This is a genomic window from Streptomyces sp. NPDC007991, assembly GCF_042958445.1.
In the GTDB taxonomy this organism is placed as follows: domain Bacteria; phylum Actinomycetota; class Actinomycetes; order Streptomycetales; family Streptomycetaceae; genus Streptomyces.
This window is the reverse complement of record NZ_JBIBJD010000001.1, coordinates 626,903-641,778: the sequence shown is the minus strand read 5'-3', so window position 1 is coordinate 641,778 and position 14,876 is coordinate 626,903. Positions and strand designations below refer to the sequence as shown.

The 14,876-nt window shown below is 71.4% G+C and carries 11 protein-coding genes; 5 read left to right on the top strand and 6 right to left on the bottom strand.

Annotated elements, in window-relative coordinates:
- The first annotated feature begins 81 nt into the window (after positions 1 to 81).
- From sigJ to ACFZDA_RS02695, 4 genes are all read left to right on the top strand, one after another.
- Positions 82 to 987 (top strand): RNA polymerase sigma factor SigJ, encoded by a 906-nt coding sequence (gene sigJ / locus ACFZDA_RS02710; protein WP_391073767.1) that lies wholly within the window; start codon positions 82 to 84, stop codon positions 985 to 987.
- Between the two features lie 123 nt (positions 988 to 1,110).
- A complete protein-coding gene (locus ACFZDA_RS02705) occupies positions 1,111 to 2,430 on the top strand; it encodes a jacalin-like lectin (protein WP_391073764.1) in 1,320 nt (439 codons plus the stop codon).
- 22 nt (positions 2,431 to 2,452) lie between these two features.
- Positions 2,453 to 3,043, top strand: coding sequence for a WHG domain-containing protein (locus tag ACFZDA_RS02700; protein WP_391073761.1), 591 nt, complete (start codon positions 2,453 to 2,455; stop codon positions 3,041 to 3,043).
- The gene (locus ACFZDA_RS02695) at positions 3,036 to 4,004 is read left to right on the top strand and encodes an aminoglycoside phosphotransferase family protein (protein WP_391073759.1); all 969 of its coding nucleotides are present in this window, start codon (positions 3,036 to 3,038) and stop codon (positions 4,002 to 4,004) included. Before ACFZDA_RS02700 ends, ACFZDA_RS02695 begins: the two co-directional genes overlap by 8 nt.
- Positions 4,005 to 4,013: 9 nt before the next feature.
- Here ACFZDA_RS02695 and ACFZDA_RS02690 read toward each other — a convergent pair whose 3' ends face one another.
- The 4 genes from ACFZDA_RS02690 to ACFZDA_RS02675 form a co-directional block, all read right to left on the bottom strand.
- Entirely contained in the window at positions 4,014 to 4,811 is a 798-nt protein-coding gene (locus ACFZDA_RS02690) for an isocitrate lyase/phosphoenolpyruvate mutase family protein (protein ID WP_391073756.1), read from the bottom strand.
- Positions 4,812 to 4,833: 22 nt separating this feature from the next.
- Entirely contained in the window at positions 4,834 to 7,431 is a 2,598-nt protein-coding gene (rph, locus tag ACFZDA_RS02685) for a rifamycin-inactivating phosphotransferase (RefSeq protein WP_391073752.1), read from the bottom strand.
- Between the two features lie 163 nt (positions 7,432 to 7,594).
- Entirely contained in the window at positions 7,595 to 9,295 is a 1,701-nt protein-coding gene (locus ACFZDA_RS02680) for a DUF2264 domain-containing protein (RefSeq protein ID WP_391073749.1), read from the bottom strand.
- Between the two features lie 87 nt (positions 9,296 to 9,382).
- Entirely contained in the window at positions 9,383 to 10,426 is a 1,044-nt protein-coding gene (locus tag ACFZDA_RS02675) for a GDSL-type esterase/lipase family protein (RefSeq protein ID WP_391073747.1), read from the bottom strand.
- A gap of 190 nt (positions 10,427 to 10,616) precedes the next feature.
- Here ACFZDA_RS02675 and ACFZDA_RS02670 point away from each other — a divergent pair, with 190 nt between their 5' ends.
- Positions 10,617 to 12,290, top strand: coding sequence for a rhamnogalacturonan lyase B N-terminal domain-containing protein (locus ACFZDA_RS02670; protein ID WP_391073744.1), 1,674 nt, complete (start codon positions 10,617 to 10,619; stop codon positions 12,288 to 12,290).
- 6 nt (positions 12,291 to 12,296) lie between these two features.
- On the opposite strand, the gene ACFZDA_RS02665 is transcribed toward ACFZDA_RS02670, so the two are convergent.
- Complete coding sequence (locus ACFZDA_RS02665) at positions 12,297 to 13,706, bottom strand: RICIN domain-containing protein (protein WP_391074568.1); 1,410 nt, start codon at positions 13,704 to 13,706, stop codon at positions 12,297 to 12,299.
- Position 13,707: 1 nt separating this feature from the next.
- Positions 13,708 to 14,805, bottom strand: coding sequence for a family 43 glycosylhydrolase (locus ACFZDA_RS02660; RefSeq protein ID WP_391073741.1), 1,098 nt, complete (start codon positions 14,803 to 14,805; stop codon positions 13,708 to 13,710).
- Between the last annotated feature and the right edge of the window lie 71 nt (positions 14,806 to 14,876).

Below are 14,876 nucleotides of genomic sequence, written 5' to 3'. Positions count from 1 at the left end.
CTCGGGCAGTCGATCGATAAGGTTTCACCGGTTCGACGACGCGGGCTTGCGAAAGGTAAGGCCAGGGGGGCGGCCGGAAGCATGGGGACTGTCGGGAACAGCACGGACGGGGTGGCCGGCGAGCGACGCCAACTGATCAATGTCGCCTACCGGTTGCTCGGTTCGGTGACCGAGGCCGAGGACGCGGTGCAGGATGCCTACGCCCGCTGGTACGGGCTGCCCCGCAGCCGGCAGGAGGAGATCCGGTCCCCGGGCGCCTGGCTGACGACGGTGACCTGCCGCATCTGCCTGGACCTGCTCGGCTCGGCGCGGGCCCGCCGGGAACGCTATGTCGGCGTGTGGCTGCCCGAGCCGCTGCCCGACCGGGCCGAGTGGGACCAGGCGGGCGGCGCCGGTCCCGCGGACCCCGCCGACCAGATCGTCCTGGACGAGTCGGTGTCCATGGCATTCCTCGTCGTGCTGGAGTCGATGACGCCCGCCGAGCGGGTGGCGTTCGTCCTGCACGACGTCTTCCGCTATCCGTTCGCCGAGATCGCCGACGTCCTCGGCCGGACTCCCGCGGCCTGCAAGCAGCTGGCGGCCTCGGCCCGGCGGCGGGCGGGCGCCGCGCGCGCTCCGGTGCCGGCGACCGGCCGGGCCGACGTGGTGAGGCACGTCAAGGAGGCCTGGGAGAGCAAGGACATCGCGGCTCTCGTCGGCGTCCTCGACCCGGCCGCCGTGATGACCGCCGACGGCGGCGGCATGGTGGGCGCCGCCCTGCGCCCGATCGAGGGCGGCGCGCGCATCGCCCTGTACATGGTCGCCATCGCCGACAAGGCCCCGGGGCTCGAACTCCTGGAGCGGACGGTGGGCGGTGTGCCGGGCCTGGTGGCCCAGCGGGACGGCGTCGTCATGACGGTGGCCGCGTTCGACGTCTCCGACGGGCGCGTCACCCGGATCTGGGCGGTCCGCAACCCGGAGAAGCTGCGGCCGTGGGCGGGGTCGTAGCCCCGGTCCGCCGTTTCATCTTCGACTGTTTCCCTCTGGTCCCTTGCGCACCACCCGAGTTGGCATCGAACCTGAACATCGTTCATGTCCCGCTCCGCCTCCCCGACCGGAGACACCCCCACCATGAGACGACTCCTCGGCACTCTCGCCGCTGCCGCCCTGACCCTCACCGGACTGACCGCGACCTCCGCGACGCCCGCCGTCGCCGCGGACTCCGGCTCCTTCAACGTGCTGACGTACAACATCGCGGGCCTGCCCCTCGGCCTCGGCGACAGCGACCCCGAGACCAACACCCCGCTGATCGGGCAGCGGCTCGGGCCGTACGACATCGTGAACGTGCAGGAGGACTTCAACTACCACGCCTCGCTGTACGCCAACGACAAGCACCCGTACCGCACGGCGACCAGCGGTGGCGCGGCCTTCGGCGACGGGCTCAACACCCTCTCGGACCACCCCTTCGAGGACTTCGAGCGGGTGAAGTGGAAGGACTGCACGGGCACCAACTGCCTGACACCCAAGGGCTTTTCGCTGGCCCGGGTCAGGCTCGCGGAGGGTGTCTTCGTCGACCTGTACAACGTCCACACCAACGCCGACACGACCGACGACGCGCTGGCCGCACGCCGGGCCAACGTCGAGCAGCTCTCGGACTTCATCCAGGCGAACTCGGCCGGCAACGCGGTCATCGTCATGGGCGACACCAACACGCGGTACACCCGCACCGGCGACAACATCCGCACCCTGCTGTCCGAGAACGGCCTGACGGACGCGTGGGTGAAGCTGGTGAAGGGCGGTACGGCCCCGGCGCAGGGAAGTGACGCCCTGGTCTGCGACGAGGCGGCGCCGGCGAACGACTGCGAGGTCGTGGACAAGGTCCTGTACCGGGGCAGCAAGCTGCTGACCCTGAACGCGACCCGCTACGCCAACGACTGGAAAGCCTTCCTCCGCTCGGACGGCAAGCACCTCTCCGACCACTTCCCGCACACGGTCGGCTTCTCCTACACCCTCAACTCGTCCCTGCGCGCGAGCGACTTCGTCGGCGGCCCGCACGGCACGGCCTTCAGCGACGCCGACGACCTGCCCGCGAACCCCGCCCCCCGCACCCTCACCCTGCGCGGCGCCACCCGCCTGGACGCGGTGTCCCTGACCCACGACGGCGGTACGGCCCTCACCCACGGCGGCACGGGCGGCACGCCGGCCGCGCTGACGCTGGCCCAGGGCGAGCACCTGACCTCGGTCAAGCTGACGCAGGGCCAGAAGGACGGCCGGACCCGGATCTTCTCCGCGTCCTTCACGACGGACAAGAACCGCACCCTGTCCGCCGGCACGGCCACGTCCGACGCGAAGACCTTCACGGCCCCCTCCGGCTGGCAGATCGTGGGCTTCACGGGCCGCGCGGGCGCGGAGATCGACAAGCTGGGGGTGATCTACGCGCCGATCCGCTGAGCCCGTACTACGCTCTTCCCTCATGCCCAGAGCCGGCCTCACCCCCGACCTCCTCGTCGCCGCCGCGGCCGACCTCGCCGACGAGGCCGGCCTGGACCACGTCACCCTCTCCGCCCTGGCCCGCCGCTTCGGCGTGAAGGACGCGAGTCTGTACACCCACGTCCGCAGCCTGAAGGACCTGCGCACCCGCCTGGCCCTCCTCGCGGGCGGCGAGATGATCGACCGGATCGCGGCGGCGGTCGAGGGCCGGGCGGCCGGCCGGGACACCCTGGGCGCCTTCGCCGGCGCCTACCGGGCCTACGCCCTGGAACACCCCGGCCGGTACGCGGCGACCCAGCTCCCGATCGAGAAGGACCTCCTCGCGGACTCCCCCGCGATGCGCCGCACGGCCGATGTCACCTACGGCATGCTGCGCGCCTACGGCCTGGAGGAACCCGACCTCACCGACGCCGTGCGCCTGCTGCGCAGCACCTTCCACGGCTACTGCGCCCTGGAGTCCACCGGGGCCTTCGGCGCGCCCCGGGACGTACAGGCGTCCTGGGACCGGGCGATCGACGCCCTGCACCTACTGCTGCGGAACTGGCCCCGCGAGAAGAGGACGACCGATGCGTGACACAGCCGGCTCCATAGCGGAGACCTACTCGCTCGGCACCGGCCCCTGGACGATGACGCCCGTGACGCGGGGCGCCCTGGGCCAGATCTGGAGGCTTTCCGGGCACGGCTCGTCCTGGGCCGTGAAGGAGCTGCTCTTCGGCTGCGACGAGGCGCAGGTCCGCCGCGAGGCCGCGCTCCGGGACGCCGCGGCGGACCTGGGCATCGCCTCCCCCCGGCTCCACCCGAACCGGCAGGGCGCGCACGTGACCCGGCTCGGCTCGGGCGAGTCGTACGTGAAGCTGTACGACTGGGTCGACGGCACCCGCGCGGACGCCTCGGACCCGGACGTCCTGGACTGGTTCGGCCGGACCATGGCGCTGCTGCACCGGGCCGGTGAGGGCGCCGTCGAGACGCCGGACGACTGGTACGAGCGGTGTCCCGACGACGCCGACTGGGAGGACGTCCTCAAGAAGGTGCGGGACGCCGGCCTGCCGTGGTCGCAGGAGCTGGACCGGTTCATCGCCACGTCGGCGCCCCGGCTGGCGCACTGGGTGACGCCCTCGGACCCCGGCGACCTCGTGACCTCGCACCTCGACCTCCAGCCGCAGAACGTCCTGGTCGGTGCCGGCGGGCCGGTTCTCCTCGACTGGGACAACGCCGGGCCGGTCTCGGCGGAACGGGAGTTCGCGCGTGCCCTGTACGTGTGGTCGGGCCGGGGTGAGGTGGACATCGCGGCCGCCCGGTGTCTGGCCGGGGCCTACCGCGAGGCCGGGGGCCGGGCCCGGGTCACCGGCCCGGAGTCGTTCTCGATGCTCTTCGCCACGGACCTGAACTACATCCGTGTGCAGGCCGAGTGCGCCGTCGATCCGGCGGTGACCGCGGCGCAGCGCGAGTTCGCGGGCCGGCAGGTCCGCGCCTGCTTGCGGAGCCTGCCGGACCTCGCTGCCGTGTCGCTGCTGGTCGCCGCACTCGACACCTGACGCGGCGGCCTACTCCGGTGTGACCGGGTGGGCCACGTCCTCGTACGACGGTGTCGGCCCCGCCGGGGTCCGGCCGGCCCGGATCTCCGCCGCCGCCTCCAGGGCCGCGCCCAGCGCCCGCCGGTACAGCAGCGAGCCGAGGCTGATCCGGCGTACGCCGGCGTCGGCGAGGTCGGTGAGGGCGGGGCCGCCCGGTGAGTAGAGGACGTTGAGGGGTGCGTGCACATGGCGCACCAGGGCGGCGATCTGCCGCAGGTCGATGAGGCCGGGGACGAACACGCCGTCCGCGCCCGCCTGTTGGTAGGCGTCGAGCCGGGCGACGGTGTCCGTGGCGTCGCCGTCGCCGAGCCAGTGGGTGTCGGTGCGGGCGTTGACGAAGAGGCCGGGGACGGCCTCCTTGACGGCGGCGATCTTCGCCGCGTGCCGGTCGGCGGGCCCGAGTCCGTCCTCCAGGTTGACGCCGGCGACCCCGACGGCGTGCAGCTCGCGCGCGAACTCCGCCACCTCGTCCGGGTCGTCGCTGAAGCCGCCCTCGGCGTCGACGGACAACAGCCACGGCTGCGAACCGAGGGCACGGGCCAGCCAGAGCGTCTCGGCACGGGTCGCCGCCGCGCCGTCGGGCAGGCCCGCGGCCGCGGCGACGCCCAGGCTCGTCGTCCCGATCGCCGCGAACCCCTGCCCGGCCAGGGCCCGCGCGGACGCGCAGTCCCAGGCGTTGGGCAGCAGGAGGGGCTCCTCGGCGTGGTGAAGGGCGGCGAAGGCGGAGCGGGCCCCCGCGACCGGTGTCTGCTTCGGATGAACGGTCATGGGGCCACGCTAACCAGACCGGTCAGGAAAGGATCTCGACGTACCCGTCGGTCCCGTGGACGCGGATCCGCTGCCCGTCCCGGATCAGCCGGGTGGCCCGGTCCACGCCCACCACGGCCGGCAGGCCGTACTCCCGGGCGATCACCGCGCCGTGGGTCATCAGGCCGCCCACCTCCGTCACCAGGCCCGCGACGGAGACGAACAGCGGCGACCAACTGGGGTCCGTGTAGGTCGTGACCAGGATGTCGCCCTCCTGGAGATCGGCCTCGGCGATGTCGAGGATGACGCGGGCCCGCCCCTCGACGGTCCCGGCGGACACCGGCAGGCCGACGAGGGCACCGGACGGCACGTCGTCGCGCCGGTAGGCCCCGGTGACGGCCTCGCCGTCCGAAGTGAGCACCCGGGGCGGTGTGAGCGCCTGGTACGACCGGAACGCGTCCTTGCGCTGCCGGATGAGCCGGTCGTCCGCCTGGTGCGAGCGCACGACGTCGTGGAGTTCCCGGAAGGTGAGGTAGAAGATGTCCTCCTCCTCGTCGAGCACACCCGCCCGCACGAGGCGCTCGGCCTCCGTCATCAGGGCCTGCTTGTAGACGAAGTAGCGGCTGACGATGCCGTACTTCGGGTACTCCCGGTACCCGATGAAGGTGCGGACCCGGTCGATCATCCGCTTGGTCTCGCCGGCTTTGCGCTCCCCGTCCGGCAGGGCCCGCAAGCGCGACAGCACGTCCTGTTCCTGCTTGAGCGCCTTGTGCCGGCCTTCCTCGAAGCGACGCTCGGCGGCACCCGGCTCGAAGTGCCTGACGTTGTCGAGGATCACGGGCAGGAGCGTGCCGGGGCGCTCGCGCCAGCGCGGCCTCGTGATGTCGATCTCGCCGACGCAGCGCATGCCGTACCGGTCGAGGTAGGTCTCGATGGCGTCGCGCGCTTCCGTCCCGCCCGGGAGCTTGACCAGCTCGTCCAGGAAGCCGTCGTCCTCGACGCCCTCCAGGAACGCCACCACCTGAGGATGAGGGCGGATGACGTCCGCGACGTCGAGCAGCGCCAGGCCCATCTCCGAGGTGATGTTGTCGGGGGCGGACAGGGTGAGCGTGTCAGCCGCGTTCTTCTCGCCCAGCCACTCCTGGAGCTTGTCGTTGAGCCACCACGTGGCCTCCATGCCCGCCATGATCACCTGCATGCTCAGCGGATCACCGAGCACTCGCTTGTGCTCCTCGAAGGCCTCCAGCAGGAAGTCGAACAGCGCGGGCCCGGTCTTCGTCCGGATGTCGCGTTCCAGGGCGGCGATGGACGCCTGGCTGCGCTCGATCAGCTCGGTGACGATGGCCGGATCGGTCTCGATCGGAGCGGGCGCGCGCCCGGGAGGCGGGCCGCCGGGGCCCGCGTCGGGGAGCGAGGGGACGAAGTCGTCGCGGTCGAGGACGGTCTCCAGCGCGTCCCTGACCAGCGGATCGCCTCTCCCCACGAGGTCGAGGAGGGCGGCGCGGCTCGCGGGCGGGCCCAGGCGCCGGGTGACGTCGACGAACAGCCTCCCGCCGGCCTCGTGCATCGGCGCCATGGCCGTCAGCTGCCAGATGGACAGCCCCAGGGGCTTCATGGCGTCGGTCATCATCTGCTGGTGACCGACGGAGACGTAGACGTGGTTCTCCTGGTCTCCGGTCTCGGGGACGGGAAACAGCGTGGTGATCGGCCGGCTCTGGACGATGTGGAAGTCATCGCCGTCCAGGCACCATTCGATGTCCTGCGGGCGGCCGAAGTGCGCCTCGATCCGCCGCCCGAGCCGCACGAGCCGCACGACCTGCTCATCCGTCAGCGCCGGCTCCTTCTGCCGCTGCGCGTCGATCGCCACGTCCCGCGTACCGCCGGCCGGCAGGGCGTGCAGGGCACGCTCTTTGACGGCGATCGTCCTGGCGACGACCTGGCCGTCGCGCACCGTGAAGACGTCCGGGTTCACCAGGCCGGAGACCAGGGCCTCGCCGAGGCCGAGGCCGGCGTCCACGGTGGCGGCCTTCCGGTTCCCCGTGACGGGGTCGGCCGTGAACAGGACGCCGGCCGCCTGCGGGAAGACCATCTTCTGCACGACCACGGCCATGTGGACCGTACGGTGGTCGATGCCGCCGCGCCGGCGGTAGGTCACGGCCCGCTCGGTGAACAGCGACGCCCAGCATCGGCTGACGTGCTGGAGGACCGCCGTCGGCCCCACGACGTTCAGGTAGGTGTCCTGCTGGCCGGCGAAGGAGGCCGTCGGCAGGTCCTCCGCCGTCGCGCTGGAGCGGACGGCGTAGGCGGCCTGTTCGCCGTGCCGGGCGAGGGCGCCGGTGATCGCCGCGGCGAGATCGTCCGGGATGGCGATCTCCTCGATGGTCCGGCGGATCCGCGCGCTGAGCGTGCGGACCGCGTCCCGGTCGTCCGGGTTCACGCGTGACAACTCATCGAGCAGAGCGTCGATCGACGGCGCTTCGGCCACGACCCGGCGGAAGGCGTCCGTCGTCACGCAGAAGCCGGCCGGCACACGGACGCCCTCGATCCGCGACAGCCCGCCCAGGTGTGCGCCCTTGCCGCCGACGACCGCGACCTGCGTCTCGTCGATCTCCTGAAGATCCCGCACGTAGTGCTCAGCCATCCGACGCGTTCCCCATTTCCGCAGGTTGTGGCCCAGGCCGACGATTCTGCGCTGTGACCGGGGTCTTGCGGCAAGCCCCCCTGTGCGCTATACGTTGAGAGTGGCAAGGAGAGTTCTCTCCTTGCCTTTGCCATGTCGGGGGCGGTTTCGCGGGGTCAGCGCGTCAGGTGAGCGGCGCCACCCGCACTCCCGCATCGTCCAGCCGGACCCGCGCCCCGTCCCCGTCGCTCCAGCGGACCTCGACCAGCCCCGTCCCGTCCACCCGCACGGAGACCAGCTCCGCCAGCGGGACCGGGTCCGGCTCCCCCGTCAGCCGGGACAGGGCGACGAAGAGTGTGGCGTCCTCGCCGGTGATGCCGGCGAGCGTGTCGTCGAGGCCCGCCGCGGGCAGGAGTTCGGCCCGCAGGCCCTCTCCCGCCGGCCAGCCGGTGATCCGCACCGGCGTCCCGGGCTCCGCGCCCGTCACCCGATGGGCCCGCACCTCCGCCGCCCCGTGCGCCAGCACCACGCTCGTCACCCGGGCTCCCCCGCCCGCGGTGTGCCGCGAGGCCGCCCAGCCCTCGCCGGCGCCGAGCGGTTCGATGCCGGTGCGGCTCGGGTCGCCGCCGACCAGCACGCTGTTGTCGTAGGACGAGGACGACGAGGAGGGAGCCGTCACGGTCGAGTAGGCCAGGCGCGTGTAGTACGGGTCGTAGCGGACGTCCTCGCTGCCGTGATTGTGCAGGCGGACCACCCCGTCGGAACGGGTGGACTGCAGCAGCCAGTTGGGAGGTCCGACGGGGGTGACCGAGTCCGCGCGTTCGGCCGGGGCCGGTTCCTCCGCCGCCGTCCACACCTCGTGGCCCGACGGCAGGAGCAGGCCGAGGAAGCCCTTGCTCGCCCAGTACGGGGAGGCCGGGCCCGAGTAGCCCTGCAGGACGGACTCGTCGGGGCCGTGCCAGCCCAGGGAGAGCAGGCCCCGGTCGTCGACCGCGCCCCGGTCGAGGAAGTAGCGCAGCGCTCCGGACGCCAGGCGCCGGGTCTCGCCCGGGGAGAGCGGCGTACGGCCGGTCAGCGCGCCCAGCCACAGCGGTGCCGTCGTCGCGAAGCGGTAGGTCAGGGAGCGGCCCTGGTGCATGGGCGCGCCGTCGCCGCCGAACAGGCGGGCGTAGTCGCAGAGATGGCGTTCGAGGCGTGCGCCGTACAGGTCCAGCAGGCGCTCGTCGCGCTCCAGCCAGGCGTGCAGCACCGGGTAGAGGTGCATCGCCCAGCCGTTGTAGTAGTCGAACTTGCGGCCGTCGCCGTCGGTGTACCAGCCGTCGCCCACGTACCACTGCTCGATGCGCTCCAGGCCGCGGTCGATCGCCGCGCGGGACGCGTCCGGCTCGTGGCCGATCTCCGCCAGGAAGCCGCCCACCGTGACCGGGAACAGCTCCCAGTTGCAGGGCCAGGGCTCGGCGGTGAGCGCGTCGCCGAGCCAGGCGGCCGCCCGCTGGCGTACTGCGTCGTCCAGGCGGTCCCACAGCTGCTCCCGCGTCAGCCGCAGGGCGAGTGCGATCGACGCCGCCTCCACCAGGGGCTGGCTGCGGTCCTCGATGCGGGGCCAGACGCCCGAGACTCCGGCGGCGAGCCCGTCGGCGTAGCGCTCCAGGGCCTTCTCGTCGCGGCGGAAGGCGGCCAGCAGCAGCGTGCGGGCGTAGCCCTCCAGGCCGTCGGAGAGGCGGCCCGACCAGCTGGTGCGGTCGCCGGGCAGGTGGTAGAGCGCGCGGTCCTCGGTCGCGTACGGCTCGACGGCGGTGAGCAGGGCGTCGGCCGCCGCCTCCCAGTGGGCGCGGGTGTAGCCGGTGAACGAGGAGGCCGTGCGGTCGGCGGGAGGCAGCTGCATCGCGTCTCTTTCGTGCTGGGACAGGTCGGAACAGGCGAACGGTGTGGACCTGGAGCGCCCCGGTTCCGGTCGGGGCGCCCCAGGGGTTCATCCCACCCGCACCTTGCCCTTCGGCACCAGATGCCGGGTGACGAGTTCGTCGCGGACCAGGCCCGCGTAGGCCGTCGCACCGCGCACGGAGGTGTGCGTGTTGTCCCGCTTCTCGTTGTAGAGGTAGAGGGCCTTGGAACCCTCCACGCCCAGGGACTCGACGAGCGCCTTGGTCTTCGCCGTGAGGTCGATCAGCGGGACGTCCCGCTCGGCGGCGACGGAGCGGGTGACCGCCGGGTGGTCGACGCCCAGGCCGTTGACCAGGAGCGCGGTGCCGTTGTTCAGCGTGCCGTCGGTGTTGAACCAGCGCCGCACGATGGGAGTGACAAGGACCGGCTGTCCGCCCCGCTCCCGGACGCCCGCCACCAGGGCCTCCAGGTTGGCCCGGTAGGTGGCCTCGTCCGTGGTCTTGTCGTTGTGGGCGAGCTGGACGAGGACCAGGTCGCCGGGGCGGATCAGGGGCCGTACGGTGGCCCACAGCCGCGGGTTCCCCAGATACGTGACCGTACTCTCGCCGGAATCGGCGTAGTTGGCGACGGACACGCCCCGGCGGAGGTACTGGGGCAGTTGCTGGCCCCAGCCGGAGTACGGGTCGCCGGGCTGGTCGCAGACGGTGGAGTCGCCGACCAGGAAGATCTGGCGGGCGTGCCGGGCGGGGGTGACCTCGATGCCGGCCAGGGCGGGGGCGGCACCGCCGATGCGCAGGTCGAGGCCGGGGGTTCCGTCGGGGCCGGTGGGCTCGCCCTCGGGGGTGCGGACGTTCACGGTGAAGGAGCGGGTGACGCGCTCGCCCGCCGGTGCGGCCGTCTCCGGCAGCAGGGACCGGCGGGTCTCGCCGCTGACGCTCGTGGCCGACGCGGTCTTCCCGCCGAGCACGACCCGTACGTCGTACGTGCCGGGCGGGACGTCGAAGTGGCAGGCGCCGTCGGCGCAGTGGGCGAGGCCCGGCCGTCCGCCGGCCTCGCCCGCGTGGGCGGGCAGGGCGGACAGGGTGGTGCTCAGCGTCACGGCCGCCAGCACGGCGATGCTGAAACGTCTCACTCGCAACTCCTCCGTCACGGTGACAAGACCTGGCGGCTGAACGTATCGCCTCCGGCAAGCGCTTTCTAGACCTCGGCTCGATTTCGCAAAGATGCTCCCACCAGACTCGCGAAAGCCCTTTCGCGAAATCGATTCAACTGTCACCCTCGCTCACACCGCAGCCCCCCACCTCCCGAAGGAGGCACCCCCCATGCCCGGATCCGCGAACAGACCGGTCGGCCGCCGCGCCTTCGTCCTCGGCGCCACCGCCGCCGCCGGCACCGCCCTGACCGGCACGACGACCGGCACGGCACACGCAGCCGGCTTCGGCTGGAGCGACGACGGCTCGAACTACGTCGTCGACACCGGCGCCCAACTGGTGTTCAAGGTGAGCAAGTCCACCGGCGACCTGACCTCCCTGGTCTACCGGGGCACGGAGTACCAGGGCTACGGCGGCATGAACTCGCACATCGAGTCCGGCCTCGGCTCCTCCACCGTGAGCATCAGGCAGTCCGGCTCGACGATCCTCGTCTCGGTCACGCACGGCACGCTCAGGCACTACTACGCGGCCCGCAGCGGCGAGAACAACGTCTACCTGTGGACCAACAAGGCCGACACGTCCGTCTCGGCGACCCGGTACATCGTGCGCGTGAAGAAGGGCGCGTTCCTCAACGACGAGCCCGACTCCTACACGTACGCGCCCACCACCATCGAGGCCTCGGACGTGTTCCGGAAGTCCGACGGGCAGACCCGCTCCAAGCACTACTCCAAGCGGCGCGTCATGGACTACGACCACATCGGCTGGTCCGCCGGCGGCGTCGGTCTGTGGATGGTGCGCAGCAACCACGAGAAGGCCTCCGGCGGGCCCTTCTACCGCTCGCTGCTGCGTCACCAGAGCGCGGACGGTGGCGGCCTGTACGAGATCCTCTACTACGGCCAGAACCAGACCGAGGACCAGCGGTTCGGCCTCCAGGGCCCGTACGTCATCGCCTTCACCGACGGCGGGGCGCCCTCCTCGGCGCTGTTCCCGGGCACGCTGACCACGCCCTGGGCCGACTCGCTCGGCATCGCCGGGTACGTACCGGCGAGCGGCCGGGGCAAGGTGGCCGGGGTCGGGATATCCGGGCGGAACACGGCGTATCCGTACACCGTGGGGCTCGCCAACTCGGCGGCGCAGTACTGGGGTCCGGCGCGTTCCTCGGACGGCTTCTTCTCCATCGCGGGTGTGCTGCCGGGGACGTACACGCTGACCGTCTACAAGGGCGAGCTGGCGGTCCACACGACGTCGGTGAGCGTGTCGGCGGGCGGCACGACCACCCTGAACACGATCGCGATCCCGTCCTCCAACGACCCCTCCAACGCCGGCGCGATCTGGCGGATCGGCGACTGGAACGGCACGCCGGGCGGGTTCAAGAACGCGGACCTGATGACGTACGCGCATCCCTCCGACGTACGGGCCGCGTCCTGGACGGGGAACGTCGTCATCGGCAACGACGCGACCGCGGCGTTCCCCTGCTACCTCTGGAAGGACGTCAACAGCGGCATCCTCGTGTACTTCAGGCTGACGGCGGCCCAGGCGGCGGCCGCGCACACCCTGCGCATCGGCGTGACGACGGCGTACGCCAACGGCCGCCCGCAGGTGACGGTGAACGACGCCTGGACGTCCGCCATCCCGTCCCCGCCCGCCCAGCCGAACACCCGGTCGCTGACCAACGGTTCCTACCGCGGCAACAACCACACGTTCACGTACAGCGTCCCGGCGTCCGCCTGGAAGACGGACCCGAGCCAGTACAACGTGCTCAGGATCAACGTGGTGAGCGGGTCGGGGACGACCGGCTTCCTCAGCGCGGGGACGGCGATCGACGCGATCGACCTGCTGGCCTGAGCCGGGTCAGGTGCCGCGCGTCCACTGCTGGTTGGTGCCCCCGTTGCACGTGTACGTGATGAGCGCGGCACCGTTGGCGGTGGACGCGCCGTTCACGTCCAGGCACTCGCCGGACGCACGGGACTTGACGTTGACGTAGGAGCCGGTGGTGGTCAGCGACCACTGCTGGCTCGTCGCCGAGGAGCAGTTCTCCTGTGTGACCGTGCTCGCGTTCTCCTGCACGCACAGGGAGCTGTTCCTGACCATCAGCTGGTAGTAACCGCTTCCGACGGACTTGAACCAGTACTTCTGGTTGGTGCCGCCGTTGCAGTCGTACTGCTTGAGCTGGGCTCCCGCCCAGAGCGACTGGCTGGTCACGTCCGCGCACTTGGAGGAGTGGCGGGCGATGAGGGTGTGGTAAGTGGCGCTCGTGCCGGAGACGGTTCCGGCGGCCGTGTCGACGGTGACCTCCGGCGACCAGGTCATGGCCATGGTGGTCGAGTTGGAGAAGGTCAGCGGCAGCCAGACGTACCGCGAGTCGTTGACGGTCCCGCCGAAGGAGTTGCCCCAGCGGTCGCCCAGGTAGAGGTACGAGGTACCCGAACTGCCCTGCACCGGAAGGACGTAGGCGGTCTGCGAGCCGTACGCCGTCGAGTCGCCGATGTTCTTCATGGCCGACCAGGGTCCGGCGAGGTTCGTGGCCGTGGCGTACTGCTGCTGGTTGGGGTTCCAGCCCGTGGCACCCGAGGTCAGCATGAAGTACACGCCGTTCCGCTTGAACAGGGCCGGGGCCTCGCGGTGGCCGCCCGGCCAGGGGTTGGCGACCAGGCTCGCGATGCCGGTGTAGTCGGCGGTGAGGCGGTAGATCTGGAGGTCGTAGTTCTCGCGGGCGGCGGAGACCATGTACCCGGCGCCGTCGGTGTCGACGAAGACCGTGATGTCGCGGGACATGTGCTGGCCGAGCGGGCGGAAACTGCCCTTCCAGGTGTAGTTGCCGTCCACGGTGTCGGAGACGGCGACGGCGGCACGGGCCTCGCTGTAGTCGGTGCCGTTCTCCTTGTGCATCCACATCACGAACTTGCCGGTGGACGCGTTGTACATGACCTTCGGCCGCTCGATGTTGGCGGTCGCCAGCTCGGGGGCGCTGGCCTCGGTCAGGACGTGGTTGCGGAACTCCCAGTTCTTCAGGTCGGTCGAGCGGTAGGCGTCGACGTACCGGAAGGTGTTGTCGGCGTTGCGGTGCTCGCCGAACCAGTAGTAGTAGGAGCCGACCTTGAGGACGCCGCCGCCGTGCGCGTGGACGGGGTTGCCGGAGGTGTCCTTGAACTGGGTGCCGTTGGTGACGGTCTGGGGCGCGGCCTGGGCGGGGCCGGCGGTGGCGAGGGCGCCGAACACACCCAGGCACAGGGCGAGGAGGACCGCGCAGGCGCGTCTCATCTCACTCACCCGTCTTCACGGTGTCGGCCACCGGGATGCCGAAGTCGGGAGTGCCGTCCGGCTTCCAGCCGAGCTTCTGGACACGGGTGTGCCGGTTGGGGTCGTTCAGCGGGTCGCCGTTGATCTCCTTGTACTGGCGGGCGTGGTAGACGAGGACGTCGGTGCGGCCGTCCTCGGCGACGGTGAAGCAGTTGTGGCCGGGGCCGTACTGCTTGGTGGTGTCGTTGCTGGTGAAGACCGGCGTCGGCGACTTGGACCAGCTCATGGGGTCCAGGAGGTGGCTGTCGGCGTCGGCGGTCAGCAGGCCCATGCAGTAGTTGAAGTCGGTGGCGCTGGCCGAGTACGTCATGAAGAGGCGGCCGTTGCGCTTGAGGACGTACGGGCCCTCGTTGACCTTGAAGCCGATGCACTCCCAGTCGTACTCGGGGGTGGAGAGCCGGACCTGAGGGCCCTTCAGGGTCCAGGGGTTCGCCATCTCGGACAGGAAGATGCCGGTGTTGTTGTCCAGCCCGGGCTCGTGCTGCGCCCAGGCGAGGTAGCGCTTGCCCCGGTGGGTGAAGGTGGTGGCGTCCAGGGAGAACGTCTCCCAGGCCGTCTTCACCTGGCCCCGCTCCACCCAGGTGCCCTTGAAGGGGTCGGGGTGGGCGTTCTCCAGCACCCATATGCGGATCGCCCACACGTCCTCGGCGGGCGCGGAGGCGAAGTAGATGTACCACTTGCCGCCGATGCGGTGCAGTTCGGGCGCCCAGATGTGCGCGCCCATGTTGCCGGTGGGGTGGGCCCGCCAGATCACGGACTCGGCGGCCGTGCCCAGGCCGTTCAGGGTCCGGGAGCGGCGCAGGATGATGCGGTCGTACTCGGGGGCGGTGGCGGTGAAGTAGTAGAAGCCGTCCTTGTGCCGGTTGATGTGCGGGTCGGCCCGGTTGCGCACGAGCGGGTTCACGAACGGAGCCGGCTTCGGGGACCTGGCCGGGGTGGCGGCCTGGGCCACACCCGGGACGGCGGGGACGGCGGCCAGGGCACCGGCGGCTGCGGCGCCCTTCAGCAGCAGTCTGCGGCTGGGGGGTTCGGGCAGAGCGTGGTCGCGGTCGCGGCTCATGGGGAGGGGCCTGCCTCTCGCTGGGGGACACACGGCGTTGTCCGAAACGTCGTCTGACATGTCGAACACCA

Excerpts from the sequence above, each read along its gene's own strand:
- ACFZDA_RS02665 (WP_391074568.1), bottom strand. The coding sequence starts at position 13,706 with ATGAGACGCGCCTGCGCGGTCCTCCTCGCCCTGTGCCTGGGTGTGTTC.
- rph (WP_391073752.1), bottom strand. The coding sequence starts at position 7,431 with ATGGCTGAGCACTACGTGCGGGATCTTCAGGAGATCGACGAGACGCAG.
- ACFZDA_RS02660 (WP_391073741.1), bottom strand. The coding sequence starts at position 14,805 with ATGAGCCGCGACCGCGACCACGCTCTGCCCGAACCCCCCAGCCGCAGA.
- ACFZDA_RS02690 (WP_391073756.1), bottom strand. The coding sequence starts at position 4,811 with ATGACCGTTCATCCGAAGCAGACACCGGTCGCGGGGGCCCGCTCCGCC.
- ACFZDA_RS02670 (WP_391073744.1), top strand. The coding sequence starts at position 10,617 with ATGCCCGGATCCGCGAACAGACCGGTCGGCCGCCGCGCCTTCGTCCTC.
- ACFZDA_RS02695 (WP_391073759.1), top strand. The coding sequence starts at position 3,036 with ATGCGTGACACAGCCGGCTCCATAGCGGAGACCTACTCGCTCGGCACC.
- ACFZDA_RS02705 (WP_391073764.1), top strand. The coding sequence starts at position 1,111 with ATGAGACGACTCCTCGGCACTCTCGCCGCTGCCGCCCTGACCCTCACC.
- ACFZDA_RS02700 (WP_391073761.1), top strand. The coding sequence starts at position 2,453 with ATGCCCAGAGCCGGCCTCACCCCCGACCTCCTCGTCGCCGCCGCGGCC.
- ACFZDA_RS02680 (WP_391073749.1), bottom strand. The coding sequence starts at position 9,295 with ATGCAGCTGCCTCCCGCCGACCGCACGGCCTCCTCGTTCACCGGCTAC.
- sigJ (WP_391073767.1), top strand. The coding sequence starts at position 82 with ATGGGGACTGTCGGGAACAGCACGGACGGGGTGGCCGGCGAGCGACGC.